Source organism: Streptomyces sp. NPDC050263 (assembly GCF_040655955.1).
GTDB lineage: Bacteria > Actinomycetota > Actinomycetes > Streptomycetales > Streptomycetaceae > Streptomyces.
In genome coordinates, this window is record NZ_JBFAKW010000014.1 from 94721 (window position 1) to 120221 (window position 25501).

Genomic DNA, 25501 nt, shown 5'->3' on the forward strand with positions numbered 1-25501 from the left:
GCTGTCCTTCACTGGCTGTCCATCACTGGCTGTCCATCACTGGCTGTCCTTGACGGGCGTTCTTCCGGAGTACTCCCCGCTGATGGCGTCCGCCGCGCGGCGGACCAGCGGAAGCAGGGTGAGGAGTTCGTCGGCGGTGACGACGACGTTCGGCGCGGAGACCGACATCGCGGCGACCACCCGGCCGTCCGAGCCCCTGATCGGCGCGGCGACACAGTTGATGGACTCCTCGTGGCCGCCGAGGTCGGTGGCCCAGCCCTGCTCGCGCACCTTCTCCAACTCCCGCACGAAAGCCGGGGCGTTGGGGGTCGAACGGGCCGTGTAGAGGGGGTATTCGAGCTTCTCGGCGACCGCGCGCCGCTCAGGCTCGGGCAGGTCGGCGAGGAGCAGTTTGGCGACGGCGGCGACCGTGATGGCGACGGGTTTGCCGATCCGCGAGTACATGCGCACCGGGTAGCGGCTCTCCACCTTGTCGATGTAGAGGACCTCGCCCTCCTCGTACACGGCGAGGTGGACGGTGTGCCCGCAGGTCTCGTTCAGGCGGACGAGGTGGGGGTGGGCGATCTCGCGGATGTCGAGGTTCTCCATCGCCTCCTGGGCGAGGGCGAAGAGGCGCGCGCCGAGGCGGTAGCGCTGGTCGGACTGGCGGTAGACGAGGCCGTGTTCGTGCAGGGTGCGCAGCAGCCGCAGGGCCGTCGATTTGTGCACGCCGAGGCGGTCGGCGACCTGTCCCAGGTCGGCGGGGCCTTCGGCGAGCAGCGGCAGGATGCTCAGGGCGCGGTCGACGGTCTGGCTCATGGGGTGTGTACCTCCTCCGGGGCCGCGGCCTGTGTCCAGCCGGGGCCGAGTCGAAGTGTCTCCCACGACGGGTCGTCGAGGTCGGCCAGCCGGTCCGCGTGCTCGCGCGTCGGGGGCACGGCGAGGTCGCCGGGGGCGGTGAGGGCGGCGGCGGCCATGAGATGCCCGTGCCGCAACCGCGCCCGCGCCGGCAGCCCGCGCAGCGTCGCGGAGAGAAACCCGGCGGCGAAGGCGTCCCCGGCCCCCACCGCCGCGCTGACCTGAACGGCCGGGGCGGGCACGAAGGTGACCGTCGACCGCCCGGCCCCCGTGGGCAGAGCGGGCACGAGGCGGAGCCGGTCGGCCCGACCGGGCCCGAACGCGCCGCGCCCGCCGCGACCGCCACGGCCGGGCGCGGGCGGAGCCCCGCCGACTCGAGCGCCGCCACCGCCGTCGCCGCCGCCGTCGTCCTCGAACGTCGTCGCGCCCCGCGCCCCCTGTTTGACCACCAGTACGCGCGGTTCCGGCAGGGTCTCTCTGATCGCCGCCGGGCCGCCCGTGATGCCCCAGGTCTCCTCCGCCTCGTCCTCCCCGACGAAGACGAGGTCGGCGGCGCGGGCGAGTTCCAGGAGCACGCGGGCGCCGTCGGCGGTGCGCCAGAGGCCGGCGCGGTGGTTGACGTCGAAGGAGATCAGCGGGCGTCCGGGGCGGTGGGCCGTCAGTTCCCGGAGCAGGCCCAGGCAGTCGTCGGAGAGGGCCGCGGTGATGCCGGTCAGGTGCAGCACGCGGCCTGCGCGCACGGCGTCGAGGTCGACGGTGTCGACGGACATCGCGGAGGCGGCGGACCCGGCGCGGTAGTAGGCGACCTCGTGCGCGTCGGTGGCCCGGTCGCCGGCGGTGCGGAAGTAGACGCCGGTCGGGCGGGCGGGATCGCGCCGTACGGAGGCGATGTCGACGCCGTAGGAGCCGATGGCCTCGACGAGGTGGTCGCCGAAGCCGTCCGCGCCGACCCGGCTGACCCAGCGCACCGGGTGTCCGGCGGCCGCCAGCGCGCAGGCCACGTTGGACTCCGCGCCGCCGATGGCCCGGTCGAAGGACGGCACGTCGGCGAGGCGGCCCGGCCGGGTGGGCAGGAAGGTGACCATGGACTCGCCGAGCGCGACCACGTCTACGACGTCCACCGCGTCCACGACGTCCACGACGTCAGAAGCGTCGGGGGCCCTGCGGGGTCCGGTGGCGGTCACGATCGTCGTGGCTCCTGTGTCGGTGCGGGCGAGCGAAGCGAGATGGGGGTCCCCCCGGCCGAAGGCTGGGGGAGGCTTTCGTTGACCCGGTGTTGGCGGAGATGTTAGACAGCAGTAAGCGACATACGCAATGGACGTTGCAGATATCGCAACGCTCCTGATCAGGGAGGTTCCATGAGCACCGAGGGACTCGAGGCGCTGGCCCGACTGGCCGAGGAACGGGTCGACCACCGCTTCAAGGGCCTCCCGCCGGACGCCGACGGCCTCACCGTCGGCGAGCTGGCCGCCCAGCGCCGCAACCTCTTCACCGGCGGCTTCGCGACCCCGGTGCTGGCCCTCTCCGCCGAGCGCCTGGAGCACAACCTCGACCTTCTGGAGACCTACGCGACGCGGCACGGGCTCGCCTTCGCCCCGCACGGCAAGACCTCCATGGCCCCGCAGCTCTTCCGGCGCCAGACCGACCGCGGCGCCTGGGGCATCACCCTCGCCGTCCCGCACCAGGTGCGGGTGGCCCGGGCGTACGGCGTCCAGCGGGTCTTCCTCGCCAACGAGCTGGTGGACCCGGCCGCCCTGCGCTGGATCTCCGCGCAGCTCGACGCCGACGCCGGCTTCCGCTTCGTCTGTTACGTCGACTCGGTGCGCGGGGTCGAGCTGATGGACACCGCCCTGCGCGGCGCGGGCCGCCCGCTGGACGTCGTCGTCGAACTGGCGGCGGGCGAGGGCGCCCGCACCGGCGTGCGCACGGAGGCGGAATGCGCGACGGTCGCGGACGCGGTGGCGGCCACGACGACGCTGCGGCTGGCCGGGGTCGCGGGCTACGAGGGCGAGGTCCCGCAGGCCGACCCGGAGCGGGTGCACGCGTGGCTGCGCCGCCTGGTCGCCCTCGCCGTCGACTTCGACAAGGCGGGACGGTTCGCGGGCCTCGAGGAGATCGTGGTCAGCGCGGGCGGCAGCGCCTGGTTCGACGCGGTCGCCGACGTCTTCGCCGAGATCCCCGAACTCTCCCTGCCCGTCCTGAAGTTGCTGCGCTCGGGTGCGTACGTCTCGCACGACGACGGCCACTACCGCAAGCTCACACCGTTCAACCGGGTGCCCGAGGAGGGCGCGCTGGAGCCCGCGTTCCGGCTGTGGGCCCAGGTCGTCTCCCGCCCCTCCCCCGAGCAGGCGTTCCTCAACGCGGGCAAGCGGGACGCCGCCTACGACCTCGACCTGCCCTTCGCCCAGGCGATCCGCCGCGACGGCACGGAACGCCCCGCGACCGGCGTCTCGGTGACCGGGCTGTCCGACCAGCACGCCTGGCTGCGCACCACCGCCGAGGCGGACGTCGAGGTCGGCGACTGGGTCGGCCTGGGCCTGTCCCACCCGTGCACGTCCTTCGACAAGTGGCCGCTGATCCCGCTGGCCGAGGCGGACGGCACGGTCGTCGACTACCTCCGCACGTTCTTCTAGTCGCACTTCTCACCGCTGGAGGCCGGTCATGGAAGAACTCGTCGTCCGGGACGCGGACGTCGTCGACGGCTCGGGCGCGCCCTCGTACCGCGCCGATGTGGTCGTGGACGGCGGCCGGATCACGGCAATCGTGCAGGAGGCGGCCGCGGCAGGGTGTCAACGCCCCAAGGCACGCCGGGAGTTGGACGCGGAGGGGCTCGTCCTCTCCCCCGGCTTCATCGACATGCACGCGCACAGCGACCTCGCGCTCCTGCGCGACCCCGACCACAGCGCGAAGGCCGCGCAGGGCGTGACCCTGGAGGTCCTGGGCCAGGACGGCCTGTCGTACGCCCCGGTCGACGACCGGACGCTGGCAGAGGTCCGCTCGGCCATAGCCGGCTGGAACGGCTCCGGCGACGACGTCGACTTCGACTGGCGGTCGGTGGGCGAGTACCTGGACCGGCTGGACCGCGGGATCGCCGTCAACGCCGCCTACCTGATCCCGCAGGGCACGGTCCGCGCCCTCGCCGTCGGCTGGGAGGACCGCCCGGCCACGCCCCGGGAACTGGACCGGATGCGGCAACTGGTCGCGGAGGGGCTGGAGCAGGGCGCGGTCGGACTGTCGTCCGGACTGACGTACACGCCCGGCATGTACGCGCAGGACGCCGAACTCACCGAACTGTGCCGGGTGGTGGCGTCCTACGGCGGCTACTACTGCCCCCACCACCGCAGTTACGGCGCCGGTGCGCTGGAGGCGTACGCGGAGATGGTCGAGCTGACCCGCAAGGCGGGCTGCCCGCTCCATCTCGCCCACGCCACCATGAACTTCGGCGAGAACAAGGGCCGGGCGCCCGAGCTGCTGGCCCTGCTGGACGAGGCGTTGGACGCGGGCGCCGACATCAGCCTCGACACCTACCCCTACACCCCCGGCAGCACGACTCTCGCGGCCCTGCTGCCGAGTTGGGCGAGCGAGGGCGGCCCGGCGGAGGTCCTGAAGCGGCTCGCCGACGAGGACACCGCCGAGCGCGTCCGCCACCACATGGAGGTCGTCGGCGCGGACGGCTGTCACGGGGTGCCGGTGGACTGGGAGACGATCGAGATCTCGGGCGTGGGCGACCCGGCGCTCGGGGAGTACGTCGGCCGTACCGTCCGGGAGTCGGCGGCCGCGCGCGGCGAGACGCCCTGGACGACGGCCCGTCGGCTGCTCCTCGACGACCGGCTCGCCCCCTCGGTCCTCCAGCACGTGGGCCACGAGGAGAACGTCCGGACGATCATGCGGCACCGCGTCCACACGGGCGGCTCGGACGGCATCCTCCAGGGCGCGAAGCCGCACCCACGGGCGTACGGCACATTCCCGCGGTATCTCGGCCGGTACGTACGGGAGTTGGGCGTCCTGTCCCTGGAGGACTGCGTCGCCCGTCTCACCTCGCGCCCGGCGGCCCGGCTGCGGCTGCCCGACCGGGGCCTGGTCCGCGAGGGCTACCGCGCCGACCTGGTCCTCTTCGACCCGGCGACGGTCGCGGCGGGCTCCACCTTCGAGCAGCCGCGCACCCTGCCGACGGGCATCCCGCACGTCCTCGTCGACGGCCGGTTCGTCATCGAGAACGGCCGCCGCACGGACGCGCTGGCGGGGCGGGCGGTCCGTCGCAGTCCCGTGTGACGGAACGCCCCGCCCGTGAAGAGCAGCCCCGCGTTACGGCTTGGGCAGGGTGCAGGCGCTCGCGTTCAGGTCGAGCTGGTTGCCGGTCGTGAAGCAGGCCGGGATCTGGTAGATCTCCTGGGCGTAGTTGATGCCCTCGCGGACGGTGATGTTGCCGCTCGCGTCGACCTCGCACGGGTTGTTCAGCGTGCAGGTCTCACCGTCCTCGTTGCCGGTGTTGTTGACGGCGACGACCTTGCCGGTGGCCTGGTCGATCACCGGCGAGCCGGAGGTGCCGCCGATGGTCTGGCAGGCGGAGGTGTAACGGACCGAGTCCTTCCAGGTCCAGTCGCCCTCCTTCAGGCGGTACGCGAACCCGTCGATGCTGCAGTTGTAGAGCGTCTTCCAGTAGCCGGAGGCCACGGTGATGGCGGTGCCGGCGGTCGGGTGGGTGTCCTGCACGGTCAGCGCGGAGATTCCGTAGGAGCTCTGGATCGCCGCGTAGGTGCTGGTGAGCTGGTAGATCGAGACGTCCGTGTCGGTCATCGTCCCGTAGGCGAGCTTGCTGGCCCTGAGGGTCGCGACGCGGGTGCCGGAGGCGTTGAGCAGGCCGAAGGTGCGGCTGGACGCCTGGTTGACGAGCACCTCGCCCGGCTCCGGGAAGCCGGTCGTCAGGCAGTGGCCGTTGGAGAGCACCAGCGCCGGGTCGGTGGCCAGCGAGTTCGGGAAGCGGATGACCGAGCCGGAACAGTTGCTGAGCGCCACGGTCCCGGCGAGGGTGACGGCCTGGAGCGTCGGCGCGGCGGCCTTGGTGTCCGCCTCGGCCGAGATCGCGGAGGTCTGGACCGCGGGCGAGGTGGTCATCGGCGCGGCGACCGCGGGTGCCGCGCCCGCCCCGGCGATGGCCAGGGCGAAGAACGCGGCGACGAGAGGCTTTCTCATGTGGGGGGTCCCCTCTTACGACAAGGCGACCGGAGATCTTCCGGTCGCCACTGACTTGTCATGCACGGTTTTGTCATGCGCATTGTTAGTGCCGTAGGGGGTGAGATCAAGAGTCGGTTTTCGGCCGCCGGGACTACGCTGGAGAAGGGCGCAGTTCAGAGATCGGCTCCCGAACATGGACCTGAACACGATCACCGAAGTCGTCCGGCACCCGTCGTCCGACAGACCGGGCCGGGACTGGCGCGAGGGCGACGCCTGGCTCGCCGGCGGAACGTGGCTCTTCTCCACCGAGCAGCCTCAGCTGCGCCGACTGGTCGATCTGACCGCGCTGGGCTGGGAACCCCTGGTCGCCACCGACGCGGGCCTGGAGATCGGCGCCACCTGCACCGTCCGCGACCTGTACGCCTACGCGCCCCCGCGCGACTGGATCGCGGGCCCCCTCATCACGGCGAGCTGCGAGGCCTTCCTGTCCTCCTTCAAGGTCTGGAACTCGGCCACCGTCGGCGGCAACATCTGCATGTCCCTGCCCGCCGGCCCGATGATCACACTGACGGTCGCGCTGGAGGCCCGCTACGAACTCTGGGCTCCCGACGGGTCGACGCGCATCGTGGACGCCGTCGACTTCGTCACCGGGGACCACCGCAACGCGCTCGCTCCCGGGGAGATCCTGCGCCGCGTCGGCATCCCGGCCCACGCACTGCGCAAGCGCAGCGCACACCGCCGCTTCGCGCTGACCCGGCTCGGCCGTTCGACGGTGTTCCTCATCGGCACCCGGACACCGGGCAGCAACGACCTGCTGCTCACGGTCACGGCCGGCACCACCCGCCCGGTGCGCTTCGCCTTCGACAGCGCGCCCGACGCCCGCACCCTGCGCCGGCGCGTCGACGCCGTCCCGCCCGGCCTCTGGTTCGCCGATCCCAACGGGACCCCCGACCACCGTCGCCACCTGACAAGGCACTTCGCCGAAGAGATTCGTCGCGAACTCAAGGTTGGGGACCTGACATGAGTTTCCTGGTGAACGGCAGGAGCTTCTCAGAAGAACCGGCGCCCGGGCAGTGTCTGCGCACCTTCCTGCGCTCGCTCGGCCACTACGGCGTCAAGAAGGGCTGCGACGCGGGCGACTGCGGCGCCTGCACGGTGTGGCTGGACGGCGACCCCGTGCACAGCTGCATCACCCCCGCCTTCCGCGCGGACGACCACGAGGTCACGACGATCGAGGGCCTCGGAGCACCCGGCGACCTGCATCCGGTGCAACGCGGGTTCCGCGACGCCCCGGGGTTCCAGTGCGGTTTCTGCACCGCCGGGATGATCATGACGTCGGCGACGTTCACCGCCGCGCAGCGGGCGGACCTGCCCCGGTCGCTGAAAGGCAACCTCTGCCGCTGCACCGGCTATCGGGCGATCGAGGACGCCGTGCGGGGCGTCGTGGGCGTCGAGGGCGCCGCGCCGGGAAAGGCCGTCGGGACAAGCGTCGGCGCGCCCGCGGCCGACGATGTGGTGACCGGCCGCGCCGAGTTCACGATGGACACCCGCCTCGACGGCATGCTGCACCTCAAGGTGCTGCACTCGCCGCACGCGCACGCCCGGATCGTGTCCGTGGACAAGAGCGCCGCCCTGGCGGTCCCCGGCGTGCGGCGCGTCTACACCTGGCAGGACGTGCCGCGCAAACGCTTCACCACCGCGATCCACACCGACCATCTCGTCGACCCCGACGACACCTTCATCCTCGACGACACGGTCCGCTTCGTCGGACAGCGCGTCGTCGCGGTGCTGGCCGACACGGTCGGGGCGGCGGAGGAGGGCTGCCGGAAGGTCGTCGTGGAGTACGAGGTGCTGCCGGCCGTGTTCGACGCCGAAGCCGCGATGGCAGAGGGGGCGCCACAACTCCACCGCACGGACGATCCGTTCGTCCGGGACCCCGTCCACAACGTGCTGCTGGAGGTCCACTCGCACATCGGCGACGTGGACGCGGGGTTCGCCGAGGCCGACGTGATCCACGAGGGCACGTACTCCTCGCCCCGGGTACAGCACGCGCATCTGGAGACGCACGGCTCGATCGCCTGGCTGGAGAACGGGCGCCTCAACGTCCGCACCAGCTCGCAGTCCCCGTCGATCGCGAAGGTCAAACTCGCCTATCTGTTCGCCCTGCGCCCCGACCAGCTTCGGGTGTTCTGCAAGCGCGTGGGCGGCGGCTTCGGCGGCAAGCAGGAGGTGATCTCGGAGGACCTCGCCGCGCTCGCCGCTCTGGACACCGGGCGTCCCGTCTGCTTCGAGTACACCCGCGAGGAGGAGTTCACCACGGCCTCGCCACGGCACCCGATGACGCTGACGGTCAAGCTCGGCGCGAAGGCCGACGGCACCCTCACGGCGTTCCAGGTCCGCAATGTGTCGAACACGGGCGCCTACGGCAACCACGGCGGCGAGACGCTGTACGCGGGCGGCGCGGCCGTCATGATCTACCGCTGCCCCCACAAGAAGTACGACGCGTACTCCGTCTACACCAACACCGTTCCGAGCGGCGCGCTGCGCGGCTACGGGATGACCCAGCCGGCGTTCGCCGTGGAGTCGGCGATGGACGAGCTGGCGCGCGCCCTGCACCTCGATCCGCTCGAGCTGCGCCGCCGGAACATCGTGCGCCCGGGCGACCCGCTCGTCGCCCTGCACGACGGCCCCGACGACGTGTCGTTCACCGAGGACTCCCTCGCGAAGTGCATCGACCGGGTGGGCGAGGCCCTGGCCCGGACCGCGGGCCAGGCTCCCCCCGGCCCCGAGTGGCTCGTCGGGACCGGCGTGGCGAGTTCCCTGCATGAGACAGCGCCGCCGACCGAGCACATCTCCGAGGCCTACGTCACGCTCGGCGACGACCTCGTGTACGAACTGGCCGTCGGCACGGTCGAGTTCGGCGAGGGCACGTCGACCGCACACGTCCAGATCGCGGCCGGCCAGCTCGGTACGACACCGGCGCGCATCCGGCTGGTGCAGTCCGACACCGACCGCACGGGCTTCGACACGGGCGCCTTCGCGAGTGCGGGGCTGTTCGTGTCGGGCAACGCGGTGCTCCGGGCGGCCGACGCCGTACGCGACCGCATCCTGGAGTACGCCGCCGCGTACACGGGCGTCCATCCCGTGCTGTGCTCGATGGGCGAGGAGGACGTCCTCTGCGGCGACCGGCGGGTGCCGCTGGCCGAGCTGGTCGCATCGGCCCGGGCGCGCGGAATCCGGTTCACCGCCGCCCGCAAGGCCTACGGCTCGCCCCGCAGCGTCACCTCCAACACCCAGGGCTTCCGGATCGCCGTGCACCGGGTGACGGGCGAGATCCGCATCCTGCACAGCGTCCAGGCGGCCGACGCCGGCGCGATCGTCAACCCCGCTCAGGTGCGCGGACAGGTGGAGGGCGGGGTCGCCCAGGGCATCGGGTTCGCGCTGACCGAGAACCACCACGTCGACGCGGACGGCGTCATGGTGAACCCGAACCTGCGCAACTACCGCATCCCCACCTACGCCGACGTTCCGCGCACCGACGTGCTTCTGGTGGCCTCGACGGATTCCGTCGGCCCCCTGCGGTCGAAGGGAATGGCGGAGTGCTGCATCAACCCGGTGGCCCCGGCGCTGGCGAACGCCCTGCATGACGCCACCGGCGTCCGCTTCCGCTCGCTGCCGCTGACTCCGGAGCGGATCTACAGCCGGCTCGTCGAGAAGCAGTCGGTGTCGACGGGCCCGGGCTCATGAGCACCGAACAGCACGAGGGCGCGGCGGCGACGGCGATCATCGGCCAGAAGGTACTGCCCGGACTCGAACAGGAATACGAGTCATGGCAGGAGGACGTCAACGCCGCCGCCGCCGACTACGCCGGGTATCTCGGCGTCGAGGTGTCCCGGCCGACGGACCTGCAACCCGAATGGGTCGTCGTCTACCGGTTCGACTCGGTGGCCCACCTTCAGACGTGGATCGACAGCGCGACCAGACAGCGCCTCCTGGAGGTCGGCGACACCTATCTGGACGGCCCCGGCACGCAGCAGGTCGTCACCGGCGGCGGCCGGCCGACGGATCCGCTGGTGACGGTCGTGATCACCCACCGCGTCGATCCCGGCCAGGTGGACGAGTTCCTCGCCTGGCAGCGTCGTATGAGCCAGGAGGAGGGGAAGTTCGAGGGATTCCGCGGGACCGAGCTGTTCCGTCCGGTCGAGGGGGTCCAGGCCGACTGGACCACCATGTACCGATTCGACAGCGCCGAGCACCTCGACGCCTGGCTGACGTCATCGAGGCGGCAGGAGCTGCTCTCCGAAGGCGCGAAGTTCAACGACTTCAGACTCCACACGATCGACAACTCGTTCGGCAGCTGGTTCGCCTTCGACGAGAGCGGCAGGGAATCTCCGCCGCCCTCGGAGACGAAGACGTCCGTCGCGGTCTGGGTCGGCCTGTACCCGACCGTCGTGCTGCTGACGCTGGCCCTGTCGCCGCTGGGCATGCCGTTCTGGCTCGGGCTGCTCGTGGGCAACCTGTTGTCGAGCTTCCTGATGAGCTTCCTCACCATGCCGCACTACGTGAACCGGCTCCTGGGGCGGTGGCTGCGGCCCCCACCGGACGAGCCGGCGGCGCGGACCAACCTCGTCGGCCTCGGCGTCGTCGCCGTGCTGATGGCGTTCTGGGTCGCGGTCTTCTACGTCGTCACCACCCAGATCTGGACGCTGCCCTGAGCGATCACGGACGTGCCGGCGGGGGGCGGCTCGCGTCGACCTCGGACAAGGGTTGGTTTTCGGCCGCCGGGCAGGAGTCGGCGAGCGTCCCCGCCTACCTTCCCCCCTTGCCGGCCCCCCGTCCCTTCCCGGAGTTGCCCTTCCCGGATCCCGGCGCCGCGGGAGAGGCCGGGTCGCTCGCCGTCGGGTCGCCGGCCGAAGAGGCGTCCGAGGGCGCCGAGGACGTCGTATCGCCCGAAGACGGCGCCGCACCGGCAGCGGTCGACGCGGACGGGCTCGGCCCCGCGGAACCGGTGGAGCCGCCCGCGGACGGGGACGGCGCCGAGGGGCTCGCCGTGTCGCCGGACGACGAGCGCGTGTCCGCCCGCCCGCCCGGCACGCCCTGCCGCCCGTCGGTCGCCGGACCGGAGAAGGACAGGCCCGCCACCACGGCGGCCAGCGACACCGCGCCCACCGCTCCCGCCGCGACCACGACCCGACGCGAACGCCACCCTCCCGCCCGGCGCACGGCGCGCCGACGGTCCGCGCGACCGCCCGCTCCCTCCTCCGCGGCGGGGACCGGGGGAAGCCGCTGCGTCTCGTCGTACGCGTTCTCCCATCCGTGCGCCGTCGCCGGATCGGCGTACTGCTCGTACGTGGAGGGGTCGGCCTCGGCGTACGGGTCGTACACGATCGGCCGAACCTGGGGCGTACCGCTCTCACCTGACCTGGACATGGCCGCAGATTCTAGGGACAGGTGTGACTCCTGGGACAGCTACCGCCGATAACAGTCCAAACCACCCGTCTCACGTGGTGGAAAACACGCCACAGGATGCGTTACCGAGCCGTAAGCTCCCAGGCATGCAGGTGATCCAGTCGACCAAGCTCTCCAACGTCTGTTACGAGATCCGGGGCCCGGTTCTCGAAGAGGCGATGCGCCTGGAAGCGGCTGGTCACCGCATCCTCAAGCTGAACACCGGCAACCCGGCCGCCTTCGGCTTCGACTGCCCGCCGGAGATCCTGGAGGACATCCTCCGCAACGTCTCCACCGCGCACGGCTACGGCGACGCCAAGGGCCTGCTGGCCGCACGCAGGGCCGTCGTGATGCACAACCAGACGCTCGGCATCGAGACGGACGTCGAGCACGTCTTCATCGGCAACGGCGTCTCCGAGCTGATCGTCATGGCGATGCAGGGCCTGCTGGACGACGGCGACGAGGTCCTCGTCCCCGCCCCGGACTACCCCCTGTGGACCGCGGCCGTCTCCCTCTCCGGCGGCACCGCCGTGCACTACCGCTGCGACGAGCAGTCGGACTGGATGCCGGACCTCGCGGACGTCGAGCGCAAGGTCACCGACCGCACCAAGGCGATCGTCATCATCAACCCGAACAACCCGACGGGCGCGGTGTACGACGAGGCGATGATCCGGGGACTGACGGACATCGCGCGCCGGCACAACCTGCTGGTCTGCTCGGACGAGATCTACGACAAGATCCTCTACGACGGCGCCACGCACACCCCGACCGCCAAGGTCGCCCCGGATCTGCTCACCCTCACCTTCAACGGCATGTCGAAGGCGTACCGGGTGGCCGGCTACCGGGTCGGCTGGATGTCGATCTCCGGCCCGCGCGCCCACGCCGACTCCTACATCGAGGGCCTGACGATCCTGGCGAACATGCGGCTCTGCGCCAACATGCCGGGCCAGCACGGAGTGGTCGCCGCGCTCAGCGGACGCCAGACGATCAACGACCTGGTGCTGCCCGGCGGGCGGCTCAAGGAGCAGCGGGACGTCGCGTACGAGCTGCTCACCCAGATCCCGGGCGTGACCTGCGTGAAGCCCAAGGGTGCGCTGTATCTGTTCCCGCGCCTGGACCCCGGCGTCTTCAAGATCAAGGACGACCGGCGGATGGTCCTGGACCTGCTGCGCCGGGAGAAGATCATGGTCGTCCAGGGCACCGGCTTCAACTGGCCGGAACCGGACCACTTCCGGGTCGTCACCCTGCCGACGGCGACGGATCTGCGCGACGCGGTGAGCCGGATCGCCCGCTTCCTGGACGGCTACGGCCAGCCGTGACCGCGGCTTCGACCGCGGGTCTACTTTAGACGAAATCTAAGCTAGGATGGTTTCCTGACAGCACAGGAGGCCATCCTCATGTACGAACCGATCCGCACCAAGTCGGTCCACACCACGATGGCCGGCACGTCCTCGGACTTCCCCCACCGTTCCCGCGAGGAGGAGCTGGACATCCAGCTCGCCGGTCACCTCGCGGCGCTGCTCGCCGTCACCGACGAGCTGCGCGCCACGGCGCCGTCCACCGACCTGGACACCGCGGCCGCCCGGCTCGCGCAGCAGGTCACGCGACTGCGGGGAGGACGGACCCCGGTCCGCCCGACCCCCGCCGCCGAGCCGCACCTCGCGGTGCTGCACGAGCGGGCGAACGCCCTGGCGGGCCGCGCCCTCCTCGTCGCCGCGTCCCGCGCGGACACCACGGCGGCGATCCTGGCGGCCCAGCGCATGGAAGCGCACACGGCCGCCCTGACGGAACCCAAGGAACTGAGCACAGCCGGCTGACCCCCTCCGGGGAACTCCCCCGGAGACCCACGAACGGCCCCGGCCCGCGTGCACCCGCAGCGACGCGCGGACCGGGAGCCATGCACTGCGTCGGCCTGAGCCGGGGCGCCTGTTCGCCGTGGGGGTAGCTGACGTCTTGCGGGTGCGGGTGCGCCAGGAGTCCCGCACCCGCTACTTGGAGGACCGCTCACAGCAACACCCTGAGGGGCGCGGGGCTGTGTCGATCTGCGGCTCCGCCGCGCGGGCAGGCCACAGCGAACTCGCACCCGGAAAACCACACGGGCGAAGGTCTGCCGTCCGCTCCCCGTCGGGGCGGACGGGGAGCGGACGACAGACCCAGGGCCGCATACGCCGTTGTACGCGGCCTCGCCGATCACTGGGCGGGCGTCAGCCCAGGCGCTGCACCAGCGCCCGGTACTCGTCCCACAGCTCCTTCGGCGTGTGCTCGCCGAAGGTGTTCAGGTGCTCGGGGACCAGCGCCGCCTCCTCGCGCCAGACCTCCTTGTCGACCGTGAGCAGGAAGTCGAGGTCCTCCTCGGCGAGTTCGAGACCCGCCGTGTCCAGCGCGCCCTTCGCCGGCAGCACGCCGATCGCCGTCTCGACGCCCTCGGCCTTGCCCTCCAGCCGCTCCACGATCCACTTCAGGACGCGGCTGTTCTCGCCGAAGCCGGGCCAGACGAACTTGCCCGCGTCGTTCTTGCGGAACCAGTTGACGTAGTAGATCTTCGGGAGCTTCGCCTGGTCCCTGCCCTTGGCGACGTCGACCCAGTGGCCCATGTAGTCGCCCATGTTGTAGCCGCAGAACGGCAGCATGGCGAAGGGGTCGCGGCGCAGCTCGCCGACCTTGCCCTCGGCGGCGGCGGTCTTCTCGCTCGCCACGTTCGCGCCGAGGAACACGCCGTGGTTCCAGTCGAAGGACTCCGTCACCAGCGGGACCGCGCTCGCGCGCCGGCCGCCGAAGAGGATCGCCGAGATCGGCACGCCCTTGGGGTCCTCCCACTCGGGCGCGATGATCGGGCACTGTGCGGCGGGGACGGTGAAGCGGGCGTTGGGGTGGGCGGCGGGGACGTCCGCGGAAGGCGTCCAGTCGTTGCCCTTCCAGTCGGTGAGGTGGGCGGGAGTCTCCTCCGTCATGCCCTCCCACCAGATGTCGTTGTCGTCCGTCAACGCCACGTTGGTGAAGACGGAGTTGCCCCACAGCGTCTTCATCGCGTTGGCGTTGGTGTGCTCACCGGTGCCGGGCGCGACGCCGAAGAAGCCGGCCTCGGGGTTGATCGCGTACAGCCGGCCGTCCTCGCCGAAGCGCATCCAGGCGATGTCGTCGCCGATGGTCTCCACGGTCCAGCCGGAGATCGTCGGCTCCAGCATGGCGAGGTTGGTCTTGCCGCAGGCCGACGGGAAGGCCGCCGCGACGTACTTCGACTCCCCCTGCGGCGGGGTCAGCTTGAGGATCAGCATGTGCTCGGCGAGCCAGCCCTCGTCGCGGGCCATGACGGAGGCGATGCGCAGGGCGTAGCACTTCTTGCCGAGCAGGGCGTTGCCGCCGTAGCCGGAGCCGTAGGACCAGATCTCGCGGCTCTCGGGGAAGTGCGAGATGTACTTGGTCCGGTTGCAGGGCCACGGGACGTCCGCCTCGCCCTCGGCCAGCGGCGCTCCGAGCGTGTGCACAGCACGCACGAAGAACCCGTCGGCGCCGAGTTCGTCCAGGACCGGCTGTCCCATGCGGGTCATGGTGCGCATGGACACGGCGACGTAGGCGGAGTCGGTGATCTCGACGCCGATCGCGGAGAGGTCCGAGCCCAGCGGGCCCATGCAGAAGGGGACGACGTACATGGTGCGGCCCCGCATCGAGCCGCGGAACAGGCCCTTCTCACCGGCGAAGATCTCCCGCATCTCGGCGGGGGCCTTCCAGTGGTTGGTCGGACCGGCGTCCTCCTCCTGCTCGGAGCAGATGAAGGTGCGGTCCTCGACGCGGGCGACGTCGGTGGGGTCGGAGGCCGCGTAGTAGGAGTTCGGGCGTTTGATCGGGTCGAGTTTTTTGAAGGTGCCCTTGTCGACGAGCTCCTCGCACAGTCGCTCGTACTCGGCCTCTGATCCGTCACACCAGACCACGTTGTCCGGCTGCGTCAGTTCGGCGATCTCGTTCACCCAGGAGACGAGTTCCTGGTGGTCGGTGGGGATGACGGGGGGAGCCGCGATGTCGCGCGCCACGATTGCTCCTAGAAGAGGGGTTTTTTGTTGGAGGCCCCGTGGGGGCTGCGACCCGGATGCTTCTCGATGGTGACCTTGGCGCTCATCCGGTGTCGACCGCACTCATTTGATCATCCGACGGTCCCGCCCATATGTCCATAGGGCCTCACAGGTGAGCGGAGTGAGGATGGCCACGTGCCCGCCCAGGTGTACGGACGACGCTTTGCGTCCACATGACGTTCGGACGAGAGCCCTTTGACGCACCTCCCGTGAGACGATGGCCACTCTTCGCCACGCATCTCGCCGGACTGATCCGTAACCTACGGTTCCGTAGGTACGATTCGGGCTATGACTGCGCCCGTCCCCGACGCGCCCACGGACACGCCGGCCGCCGGCCGCGGCCCCGTCGCGCTCTCCCTGCCGCAAGAAATCAAGCCCAAGCTCCGCGGCTGGCTGCATCTGGGCATGTTCCCGGCCGTACTGATCTCCGGCCTCGTGCTCACCGCCCTGGCCGACTCCCCCCGCGGCCGCATCGCCTGCGGCATCTACGCCCTCACCGCCTGCCTGCTCTTCGGCGTGAGCGCCCTGTACCACCGGGGCAACTGGAACGCGCGGATGGACGGCATCCTGCGCAGACTCGACCACGCGAACATCTTTCTGATCATCGCGGGCACCTACACACCGCTGACCATGCTGTTGCTGCCCGACGCCAAGGGTCAGTGGCTGCTGTGGGGCATCTGGGGGGCGGCCCTCGCGGGGATCATGTTCCGGGTCTTCTGGGTCGGCGCCCCGCGCTGGCTCTACACGCCCTGCTACATCGCGATGGGCTGGGCGGCCGTCTTCTTCCTGCCGGACTTCATGCGCACGGGCGGCATCGCGGTGCTGGTCCTGGTGATCGTCGGCGGCCTGCTGTACAGCGCGGGCGGCGTCATCTACGGCATCAAGCGCCCCAATCCCTCACCGAACTGGTTCGGCTTCCACGAGGTCTTCCACTCCCTCACGCTCGCCGCGTTCGTCGTCCACTACGTCGGCATCTCCCTGGTGGCCTACCAGCACGCGTAACCGTCGCTTTTCCGCCTTCCTCCCGGTCACGGCTCCACGCCGTGGCCGGTTTCTTTTTGTGCGAGCACCCTCAGGATTGACAGTAACCATCTTTTGAGAGCTACTCTCATTTCATGGTTACTGTCACGCAAGACCACGAGACGGGCACCGACCCCCGTCGCTGGTGGGCCCTGGGCGCCCTGGTCGCGAGCATGCTCACGCTCGGCTTCGACACGACGATCCTCAATGTCGCGCTCCCGACGATGGCGGAGCAGCTCGGCGCCACCACCGGCCAACAGCAGTGGATGGCGGACGCGTACATCGTCGTGTTCGCCGCGCTGATGCTCCCCGCCGGACTCCTCGGCGACCGGTTCGGCCGACGCCGGATGCTGATCGTCGGGCTCGGCGTCTTCCTCGTCGGCTCACTGGTCGGCACGCTCGCCTCGAACGTCGACGCGGTGATCGCCGCCCGCGCCTTCATGGGCGTCGGCGCCGCGCTGGTCACCCCGCTCGCACTGTCGGTGCTGCCCTCGCTGTTCGCACCCGAGGAGCGCACCAAGGCCGTCGGCATCGTCTCGGCCGGCTCCACCCTCGGCCTGCCGCTCGGACCGATCATCGGCGGCTGGCTGCTCAACCACTTCTGGTGGGGCTCGGTCTTCCTGATCAACCTCCCGATGGCCGCGATCGGCATCGCCGCCTGCGTCTTCCTGCTGCCCGAGACCCGCGACCCCGCCTCCCCCAAGGTCGACACCGTCTCCACCGCCCTCACCGCGACCGGCCTCGCCGCGCTCATCTACGCCATCATCGAGGCCCCCACCCGGGGCTGGACCGACCCGCTGGTCCTCGCGATGTTCGCCGCGTCCGTCGTCCTGATCACCGCACTCGTGCTGCGCGAGCGGCAGGCCGTGCGGCCGATGCTCGACATGGGGCTGCTCGCCCACCGCGGGTTCCTGTTCAACACGCTCGCCGCGACCCTCGTGATGTTCGTGCTGTCCGGCCTGATGTTCGTCCTGCCGCCCTACCTCCAGGCCGTCCTCGGCCATGACTCCCTCGGCACCGGTGTGCGGATGCTGCCGTTGATGGGCGGTCTGATCGTCGCCGCGCGCACCGCGCAGCCGATCGTCGCCCGGTTCGGCGCCCGCGCCGTGGTCAGCGCGGGCCTGGTGGTGCTGGCCTTCGCCGCCCTGCTCGGCAGCCGGACGACGGTCGACTCCGGCTACGGCTTCGTCGCCCTGTGGCTGTCGCTCGCCGGGGCCGGCTTCGGCTTCTCGGTCGTGCCCGCGATGGCCGGCGCGCTCGGCACCCTGCCCTCCGACCGCGCGGGCAGCGGCTCCGGCCTGCTGATGACGCTCCGCCAGGTCGGCGGCGCGATCGGCATCGCCCTGCTCGGCAGCCTGCTCGCGAGCACCTTCCGCGACCGCCTCGACGTCACCGGCCTGCCCGCCGGGGCCGCGGACACCGCCGGGAACTCGGTGGTCGCCGCCCATCTGATCGCCGAGAAGGCCCACCTGGCCGATCTCGCCGCCTCCGCGAACAGCGCCTACGTGCACGGCATGGGCCTGGTCCTGCTGGTGGCCGGGTTCGCCGCCCTGGTCTCCGCACTGCTGGCGGGAGCGTTCCTGCCGGGGGCGCCCGACGCACCGCGTACGGAGCGCGGTGACACCGACATGGCCGCCACCACGGCCGATGCCCGACAATGAACCTCATGACGGCCGCACCTTCCAGTACTCCCGCCGACCGCCCCCGACTGAGCCTCCGTGAGCGCAAGAAGATCAAGACCCGCGAGGCGATCCGCACCGCGACCTACGCGCTGGTCAAGGAACAGGGGTACGACGCCACGACGATCGACCAGATCGCCGAACGCGCCGAGGTGTCGCCCTCGACCGTCTTCCGCTACTTCCCCACCAAGGAGGACATCGTGCTCACCGACGAATACGACCCGATCCTCCTGGAGGAGCTGCGGGCCCGTCCGGCGGACGAGCCGGTGCCGGACACCATGCGGTACGTGATGAAGGAAGGCATCCGCCAGGGCATCCAGGAACAGCTCGAGATGGCGCAGATGCGCACCCACCTCATGGTCCAGGTCCCGGCCGTGCGCTCGCGGATGATGGAGAGCATGTCGGTCACCGGCCGCATGCTCTGCACCGCGATCGGCGAGCGCACCGGCCGCGACCCCGACAGCCTGGAGGTCCGCGTCTACGCGATGTCCCTCATCGGCGGCCTCATGGAGACGTCCCTGTACTGGGCCGAGCAGGGCCACAAGGACGACCTCCAAAGCCTCGTCGACCGCACGCTGGACGTCCTGGAGCACGGCCTCGGCAGGGAAACCCGCTGATCGGCGGGCTCTCCCCATGCCATCCTGACCAGGTGAACGCAACTGAGATCCGCGTCGAAATCGCCCCCGAGCTGACTCTCTTCGTCCCGCACGCCCGGCGCGCCGGAGCCACCGCGCTCGCCGTCGACGGCGTCTCGACCCTCGGCCATGTCGTCGAGTCCCTCGGAGTGCCCCTCACAGAGGTCGGCGCGCTGCTCGTCGACGGCCGCGAGGTGCGGGTCTCGCACATCCCGGCCGACGGCGAGTCGGTCGCCGTCCACCCCGTCGCCCGTCCCCAGCTCGTCCCGGGCGCTCCCCTGCGCTTCATCCTCGACGTCCACCTCGGCACCCTCGCCCGCCGGCTGCGGCTGCTCGGCGTGGACGCCGCCTACGAGTCGACCGACATCGGCGACCCGGCGCTCGCCGCCCGCTCGGCCGCGCAGCAGCGCGTCATGCTCAGCCGCGACCGCGGACTGCTGCGCCGCCGCGAACTGTGGGCGGGCGCCTACATCTACAGCACCGACCCCGAACAGCAACTCCGCGACGTCCTCGACCGGTTCGCACCCGAACTGCTCCCCTGGACCCGGTGCACGGCCTGCAACGGCCTGCTGAAGAAAGCCACCAAGGACGAGGTCGCCGACCAGCTGCGACACGGCACGCAGAAGTCGTACGACGTCTTCGCCCAGTGCCGCTCCTGCGGGCGCGCCTACTGGAAGGGCGCCCACCACGAACAACTGGTGGCGATCGTGGAGGACGCCCTGAGCATGCGCGCACAGGGGAACTGAGTACGCCGGCCCATCACCGACGGCCCGCCGCGCGGTGGGATGGGGGCATGAACACCACCGCCCCGCAGCAGGTCACGCTCACGCCGCGGCACAAGTACCGCCTCCTCGTCGGCTGGGCCGTCGCCGGACTCGTCTCGCTCCTGCCGACCGTCGTCCTCGCCTGGCTGGCCGCGGTGTCCACCGAGCGCGGCGGCCGCTGCCTGATGTCCGGCGAGCAGTGCTCCACGATCCCCGGCAGCGCCCTGTACGCCGTGTTCTGGCTGTCCGTGGCGGCCGGTCTGACAGCACTGGTACGGCCCCGGGCCCGCTGGACGTACGCGAGGCTCGGGGCCGTACTGGTGCAGTGGGGTGCCCAGCTCACGCTGGGCGCGATGATCCTCAGCGGCGCTTGAGATCCGTCTCGCTCAGCCGTTCAGCGCGGTGCGCAGCCGCTCCGGGTCGGTGGTCGGGGCGTCGCACGTGAAGTCGCGGCAGACGTACGCGGTCGGTTCACCGCCGCTCAGCGGCCGGTCGGCGAGCAACGGGAACTCGTCGCTCCCCGAGACCCCGAACGCGACGACGGCCCCCGGGGCGGTCCCCAGAAGCGCGGTGCGATGAAGGGCCTTCGAGGCCTTGTCAGCCATGTCCGAGCCGACGACGGCGACCTCACGCGGCCCGTCGAGCAGCGCCTCGGCGGCGGCGAGCCCCCACCCGATGAACCGGGGCACCCGCGGCCCGAGCGCCTTCACCACCCCCAACGCCCGCTCCGCGGCGGTGCGGTGCGGCTCGGAACCGGTGTGGGCCGCATAGCTCAGCAGGGCTCCGGCGGCGGCGGTCCAGCCCGAGGGGACGGCGTTGTCGGTCGGATCCTGCGGACGCCGGATGAGCTGCTCGGCGTCGGCCGCGGTGTCGTACAGCGCACCGGACTCGGGGTCGACGAACCGGACGAGGACGTGGTCGAGCAGGAACCCGGCGAACTCCAGCCAGACGCCCTCCCCGGTCACGGAGCCGAGCGCGAGGAACCCCTCGGCGACGTCGGCGTAGTCCTCCAGGACCCCCGCGTTGGCCCCGATCTGCCCGTCCTTGCTGGTACGGGCGATCCGGGCCAGGTCGTCGAGATGCAGCCGGACGAGGAGATCGGCGGCGGCGAGAGCCGCGTCCACGAGATCGGGACGGTCGAAGTAGGCGCCGGTCTCCGCGAGCGCGGCGATCGCCAGCCCGTTCCAGGCGGCGACGACCTTGTCGTCCCGCCCGGGCGCGGGCCGCTCGGCGCGCTCGCGGAGCAGCCGCTCCTTGATGTCGGCGATCTTCTCGGCGTCGAAGACCTCGTCCTGCTGCGGGAGTCGGAGCACGGAGGAGCCGTGCTCGAAGGTGCCGTCCTCGGTCACGCCGAAGTAGCGCGCGGCAAGCTCGGCGTCGTCCGGCCCGAGCGCCGCGCCGAGCTGCTCGGGCGTCCACGCGTAATAGGCGCCCTCGACGTGCTTCCCGCTCCCGTCGTCGCTGTCGGCGTCGAGCGCCGAGGCGAACCCGCCCTGGTCGGTGCGCAGTTCCCGCACCATGAAGTCGGCGGTCTCCAACGCGACCCGCCGGGCGAGCTCACTGCCGGTGGCCCGCCAAAGATGGGCATACACACGGCACAGCAGCGCATTGTCGTACAGCATCTTCTCGAAATGCGGCACGACCCAGTCACGGTCGACGGAGTACCGGGCGAACCCGCCGCCCAACTGGTCGTAGATCCCTCCCCGGGCCATCCGCTCACACGTGTCCTGCGCCATCTGGAGCGCGCCCTCGGCCCCGGTCCGCGCGTGATGCCGCAGCAGGAACTCGACGACCATCGACGGCGGGAACTTCGGCGCCCCGCCGAACCCGCCCCGCTGCGGGTCGTACTCCCGGGTCAGCCCGAGCAACGCCTGCGACAGCTCCTGCTCGCCGGGCGCCTGACTGTCCCCGTAGGCGATCTCCCGCCCCGCCAGATCCCGCACGATCTTCCCCGCGACCTCGGCCACCTCGTCCCGCCGCTCGGTCCACGCCTGCCGGACCCCTTCCAGCACCTGCCGGAAGGAGGGCATGCCGTGCCGCGGCGCGGGCGGAAAATACGTCCCGAAGTAGAACGGCTCGGCCTCGGCCGTGAGAAACACGGTCATCGGCCAGCCACCCTGCCCGGTGGCCGCCTGAACGGCCTCCATGTAGACGGCGTCGACATCGGGCCGCTCCTCGCGGTCGACCTTGATGTTGACGAAGTGCGCGTTGAGCTGGTCGGCGGTCTCCTGGTCCTCGAAGGACTCGTGCGCCATGACATGGCACCAGTGGCAGCTGCTGTACCCCACGCTCAACAGCACCGGCACCCCCCGCCTGCGCGCCTCCTCGAAGGCCTCGGCCGACCAGGGCCACCAGTCGACGGGGTTGTCGGCGTGCTGGAGGAGGTAGGGGGATGTCTCATGAGCCAGTCGGTTCGGCATGGGGTCCATCCTGCCGCAGTCCCCCGCCGCTCACGCGTCAGGCGTCCTGCGGACCGTGGCCTCGCGCGCCGCAGGACGATCGCGGAGCCCCCGCCCTCTCGCGCCGCGGAGCCGCCCGCAGCACACTTGACCAAGAAATGTGTGACCGCCGGAGGGGGACGGGACATGCGGGACGGCCATAGGGCTGAAGCCGAGCGGTTGTTGGCGCGGGCCGTGGAGGAGGAGGTGCGGCGGTCCGGTGGGCGTGCCGATCGGCAGGCGTTGATGACGCGGGCGCGTGGCGCGTTGGACGCGATGGCGCAGACCGCCGCCGAGGAGTACGAGGCGTATGCGCGTGCGCTGGAGGAGTCGGAGGCCCGGCGGATCAGTTTCGGGCAGCGATACGCGCGTGAAGGCGGGCGGACTCCGTTGCTGGTGGCGGGTGTTGCGGCCCTGACGACGGCGGTCGCCGACCTCGCGCTGGGCACGGGCCCGGGTACGGCTCTCGGGGCCGGGGTGACCGTCGGGGTCGTCGGGGCCGCCGCGACCGTCGTGAAGGTGGCGGGGTCGCATCTGCCGGCCGCGCATCACCGGGCCGGCGAGGCGGGACAGCCCGGCGGCGCCGAACAACTGCGGTTGCAGTGGCTCACGGCGCTGGAGGTGCGGGGCATCCGGCCGTTCCTGGACCAGCAGCGGGTGCTGAGCGCGACGACCGGCGCGAAGAAGGCGCCGGGACCGCAGCTGCGCGGCACCGACAAGAGCGCGGCGGCGCGCGGACGGACGGTGCTGGCGCAGTCGTTCGCCCAACTCCCCGAGCCGGCCGGTCCGTTCGCGGGACGCCGGGCGGAGCTGGCGCAGATCCGGCAGTGGGTGCAGTCGGCGCGGGCCAGCACGCAGACCCGGCCCACGGTGGTCGTGCTGCACGGCGACCCCGGCAGCGGCCGTACGACGCTCGCGGTGCGGGCCGCGCACGATCTGCGGGACCAGTTCCGTGGCGCGTGCGTGGTGGACCTGCGCGGCGACAGCACGCAGGAGACGCCGCTGCCGACCAGGGACGCCCTGCTGCACCTGCTGAACCGGCTCGGCGCGCCGCGCGAGCAGCTTCTCTTCCGTGAGCGTTCCTCCGCGGAACAGCAGGTCAAGCGGCTGAGCGAGCTGTACCAGCAGCATCTGACGGGCCTGCCGGTCATCGTCGTCCTCGATGACGCCTCCGATGCGGAGCAGGTCCGCGCGCTCGTCCCCGAACGCTCCGACAGCCTCGTCCTGGTGACCGCGCGGACCCCGCCCGCGCTGCCGGCCGAGGTGTCCGCGTGGGTGCACGAGCTGGCGGTGCGTCCGCTGGCGGCGGCGGGCGCGGAGGAACTGCTGGGCGCGGCGGCGCAGGACTCCTCGGGTCCCTACGACGCCGAGTCCGCCGACCGGATCACCGAGTTGTGCGGCGGGCTGCCGCTGGCACTGCGCGTAGTGGGCTCCTCGCTGGGCCCGCGTTCGCCGCGCGCGCTGGCCGCGGACCTGAGCGTGTACGGACCGGTGGAGCCGGTCGAGCGTGCGCTGTGGCTGCGCTACACCGACCAGCCGGAGGTGCCGCGCAGGCTGCTGCGCCGGCTGGCGCTGGCCGGGCGCGCCTCGCTCGGGGCGGCCGCGGCGGCCGCGCTGCTCGCGACGGACCGCGGGGAGGCGGCGCGGCATCTCGCGGCCCTCGCCGACGCCGGACTGGTCGACCTGGTCCGCGGCGACCGCTACCGCCTGCACGACCTGGTCCGCGCCTTCGCGCAGGCCCGTCTGCTGGACGAGGAGGAGCAGGCCGACCGCGCGGCGGCCCAGGAGCGTCTGATCGTCAGCTACGCCGAGCTCGCCGACTCCGTGCTGCGGCTGGTCGACGGCAACATGTCGACCCGCTCGGACCGTTTCACCCCGCACGGCTTCACCTCCCTGGACGAGGCGCTGCGCTGGCTGGACGACGAGTCGAGCTTCATCACGGCGACGCTGCGGAACGCGGAGGGCGTGGACCAGAACGCCGTCATGAGCCTGCTGGGCGCACTGTGCGACTACTGCCTGCTGCGCGGCGACCTCTACCGGCTCGGTGAGATCAGCGAGCTGGCCCAGTCGGTCGGCCAGGACCTGCTGGTCCGGTCCGTGCAGTGGCGCACGGGCATCGCGGCCCGGCAGCTGGGCGAGCTCGACAAGGCCCGCACCACGCTCAGCTCGGTCGTCGACCTCTACCTCCAGGCCCATCACGACGCGGGCGCGGCGCGCGCCCTGTGCTCGCTGGGCATCACCCTGCACCACCAGGGCCAGCTCACGGAGGCGGCGGCCAAACTGCGGGAGGCGATGGACCTGCAGGCCGCGCCCGAGCTGGCCACGGACCGCGCCTGGACGATGCACGCGCTGGCCGCGGTGGAGCGGGACCGGGCCCACCTCGCCGAGGCCCTGGATCTGCTCACGCGCTCGCTGGTCCTGCACCGCGAGGGCGGCTCCGTGCACGGTGAGGCGTGGGCGCACTTCCAGCTGGGGCAGCTGCATCTGCGGCGCGGCGATGTCCCGCAGGCCGAGGCCGAGCTGCGTCGGGCCCTCGATCTGTACGGTCGCACCCGGGACGCCCGCGGCGAGGCCTGGGCCCTGACCCAGTTGGCCCGGGCCCGGCTCATCGCCGGCGATCCCGGCCCGGCGGCGGAGGATCTGCGTCGGGCGGCGGCCCGGCACCGGGACAACGAGGACGCGCGCGGCGAGGCCTGGACGATCTACTACCTGGGTCTGGCCCTGGAGGAGACGGGCGATCTGGACCACGCGGTCCGGGAGCTGGAACGTTCCCGCACGCTGTTCTCCCGGATGCGGGACGTCTACGGCCTGGCCTGCGCCCGGCACCACTCGGCCCGGGTGACCCGCGACCAGCGCGCCGCGCAGACCGGTTCGCTGCGCAACTCCGGCTTCGCCCGGCAACTGCTGGTCGACGCCCGCGCCGACTTCCAGCGCATCGGCGTCGCCCATGGCGAGGCGTGGACCTGCCTGGAGCTGGCGATCGTCGACGCGGGCAACGCCCGTGCGCAGGCCGCGCTGGCCCTGTGCGAGGAGGCGGCGGCCCTGTTCGCCTCCTACGGTGACCGGCGCGGCGAGGACTGGGCGCACTTCCTGCGCTGCACCCTGCTGCCGTACGCGGCCCCGGGCGGCGTCGTGGTCGGCACGGCGGTGGCCCAGGAGGAGCTGGCCCAGCTGAGCCGGTCCCACCACACGCTGCGCGACGGCCGTCTCACCGAATGCATCGAGGCCTACGCCCTGCTCCTGGAGCGCGGCGTCCGCCTGGAATCAGGCTGGCAGGCGTGGCGCCTGGGAATGGTCCCGAGCAGACACGGCCGCGAGATCATGGGCGTGGTGCTCCCCGCCGATTGACATGCTCCTCGTCCTGAAGGACGAGGATTCTGGCCTTCTCTACCGGTTGCTGTGCCGCTACGCGGCACAGTTTCCGATGGGGAATCCGTG

General features: G+C 71.6%; 19 protein-coding genes. 13 read left to right on the forward strand and 6 right to left on the reverse strand.

All coding sequences use genetic code 11. The features are described 5' to 3' along the window. Nucleotides 1-36: 36 nt before the first annotated feature. Both AB0J04_RS09490 and AB0J04_RS09495 read right to left on the reverse strand, forming a co-directional pair. Nucleotides 37-798 (reverse strand): IclR family transcriptional regulator, encoded by a 762-nt coding sequence (locus AB0J04_RS09490; protein WP_363167770.1) that lies wholly within the window; start codon nt 796-798, stop codon nt 37-39. After that, nucleotides 795-1976 carry a sugar kinase gene (locus AB0J04_RS09495; RefSeq protein ID WP_363167790.1) on the reverse strand — a complete coding sequence of 394 codons (1182 nt, stop codon included), beginning with the start codon at nt 1974-1976 and terminating at the stop codon, nt 795-797. Before AB0J04_RS09495 ends, AB0J04_RS09490 begins: the two co-directional genes overlap by 4 nt. A 219-nt stretch (nt 1977-2195) precedes the next feature. Here AB0J04_RS09495 and AB0J04_RS09500 point away from each other — a divergent pair, with 219 nt between their 5' ends. After that, the gene (locus AB0J04_RS09500; RefSeq protein ID WP_363167771.1) at nt 2196-3470 is read left to right on the forward strand and encodes an amino acid deaminase; all 1275 of its coding nucleotides are present in this window, start codon (nt 2196-2198) and stop codon (nt 3468-3470) included. A 28-nt stretch (nt 3471-3498) separates the two neighbouring features. Further along, nucleotides 3499-5109 carry a D-aminoacylase gene (locus tag AB0J04_RS09505; RefSeq protein ID WP_363167772.1) on the forward strand — a complete coding sequence of 537 codons (1611 nt, stop codon included), beginning with the start codon at nt 3499-3501 and terminating at the stop codon, nt 5107-5109. Between the two features lie 33 nt (nt 5110-5142). Here AB0J04_RS09505 and AB0J04_RS09510 read toward each other — a convergent pair whose 3' ends face one another. Next, a complete protein-coding gene (locus tag AB0J04_RS09510; protein WP_363167773.1) occupies nt 5143-6030 on the reverse strand; it encodes a serine protease in 888 nt (295 codons plus the stop codon). A gap of 175 nt (nt 6031-6205) precedes the next feature. Here AB0J04_RS09510 and AB0J04_RS09515 point away from each other — a divergent pair, with 175 nt between their 5' ends. From AB0J04_RS09515 to AB0J04_RS09525, 3 genes are read left to right on the forward strand one after another with little or no spacing between them, the layout of a single operon-like run. Beyond that, nucleotides 6206-7036: an FAD binding domain-containing protein gene (locus AB0J04_RS09515; protein ID WP_363167774.1), complete on the forward strand. Its 831-nt coding sequence runs from the start codon at nt 6206-6208 to the stop codon at nt 7034-7036. Then, complete coding sequence (locus tag AB0J04_RS09520; protein WP_363167775.1) at nt 7033-9759, forward strand: molybdopterin cofactor-binding domain-containing protein; 2727 nt, start codon at nt 7033-7035, stop codon at nt 9757-9759. The genes AB0J04_RS09515 and AB0J04_RS09520 overlap by 4 nt, the downstream gene beginning before the upstream one ends. Further along, the gene (locus AB0J04_RS09525) at nt 9756-10727 is read left to right on the forward strand and encodes an antibiotic biosynthesis monooxygenase (protein ID WP_363167776.1); all 972 of its coding nucleotides are present in this window, start codon (nt 9756-9758) and stop codon (nt 10725-10727) included. The genes AB0J04_RS09520 and AB0J04_RS09525 overlap by 4 nt, the downstream gene beginning before the upstream one ends. A 94-nt stretch (nt 10728-10821) precedes the next feature. Here AB0J04_RS09525 and AB0J04_RS09530 read toward each other — a convergent pair whose 3' ends face one another. Next, nucleotides 10822-11442 carry a hypothetical protein gene (locus AB0J04_RS09530; protein WP_363167777.1) on the reverse strand — a complete coding sequence of 207 codons (621 nt, stop codon included), beginning with the start codon at nt 11440-11442 and terminating at the stop codon, nt 10822-10824. A 125-nt stretch (nt 11443-11567) separates the two neighbouring features. Between AB0J04_RS09530 and AB0J04_RS09535 the strand changes: the two genes are divergently transcribed. Both AB0J04_RS09535 and AB0J04_RS09540 read left to right on the forward strand, forming a co-directional pair. After that, a complete protein-coding gene (locus tag AB0J04_RS09535; protein WP_363167778.1) occupies nt 11568-12779 on the forward strand; it encodes a pyridoxal phosphate-dependent aminotransferase in 1212 nt (403 codons plus the stop codon). A 78-nt stretch (nt 12780-12857) separates the two neighbouring features. Continuing rightward, complete coding sequence (locus AB0J04_RS09540; RefSeq protein ID WP_363167779.1) at nt 12858-13277, forward strand: hypothetical protein; 420 nt, start codon at nt 12858-12860, stop codon at nt 13275-13277. A gap of 387 nt (nt 13278-13664) precedes the next feature. Here the strand turns inward: AB0J04_RS09540 and AB0J04_RS09545 are convergent, their stop codons facing one another. Further along, the gene (locus tag AB0J04_RS09545; RefSeq protein WP_363167780.1) at nt 13665-15488 is read right to left on the reverse strand and encodes a phosphoenolpyruvate carboxykinase (GTP); all 1824 of its coding nucleotides are present in this window, start codon (nt 15486-15488) and stop codon (nt 13665-13667) included. A 327-nt stretch (nt 15489-15815) separates the two neighbouring features. Here AB0J04_RS09545 and AB0J04_RS09550 point away from each other — a divergent pair, with 327 nt between their 5' ends. The 5 genes from AB0J04_RS09550 to AB0J04_RS09570 all read left to right on the forward strand — a co-directional run bounded on the left by AB0J04_RS09550 (nt 15816) and on the right by AB0J04_RS09570 (nt 19999). After that, complete coding sequence (locus AB0J04_RS09550; protein ID WP_363167781.1) at nt 15816-16529, forward strand: hemolysin III family protein; 714 nt, start codon at nt 15816-15818, stop codon at nt 16527-16529. A gap of 113 nt (nt 16530-16642) precedes the next feature. Next, on the forward strand, nt 16643-18208 hold the full coding sequence (locus tag AB0J04_RS09555) for a DHA2 family efflux MFS transporter permease subunit (RefSeq protein WP_363167782.1): 1566 nt from the start codon (nt 16643-16645) through the stop codon (nt 18206-18208). After that, entirely contained in the window at nt 18205-18843 is a 639-nt protein-coding gene (locus tag AB0J04_RS09560) for a TetR family transcriptional regulator (RefSeq protein WP_363167783.1), read from the forward strand. Before AB0J04_RS09555 ends, AB0J04_RS09560 begins: the two co-directional genes overlap by 4 nt. A 32-nt stretch (nt 18844-18875) precedes the next feature. Beyond that, a complete protein-coding gene (locus tag AB0J04_RS09565; protein WP_363167784.1) occupies nt 18876-19607 on the forward strand; it encodes a Mut7-C RNAse domain-containing protein in 732 nt (243 codons plus the stop codon). Nucleotides 19608-19654: 47 nt separating this feature from the next. Then, entirely contained in the window at nt 19655-19999 is a 345-nt protein-coding gene (locus tag AB0J04_RS09570; RefSeq protein ID WP_363167785.1) for a hypothetical protein, read from the forward strand. Between the two features lie 12 nt (nt 20000-20011). Here AB0J04_RS09570 and AB0J04_RS09575 read toward each other — a convergent pair whose 3' ends face one another. Next, nucleotides 20012-22045, reverse strand: coding sequence for a thioredoxin domain-containing protein (locus AB0J04_RS09575; RefSeq protein WP_363167786.1), 2034 nt, complete (start codon nt 22043-22045; stop codon nt 20012-20014). Between the two features lie 165 nt (nt 22046-22210). Here AB0J04_RS09575 and AB0J04_RS09580 point away from each other — a divergent pair, with 165 nt between their 5' ends. Then, on the forward strand, nt 22211-25411 hold the full coding sequence (locus AB0J04_RS09580) for a tetratricopeptide repeat protein (protein ID WP_363167787.1): 3201 nt from the start codon (nt 22211-22213) through the stop codon (nt 25409-25411). Nucleotides 25412-25501: the final 90 nt, after the last annotated feature.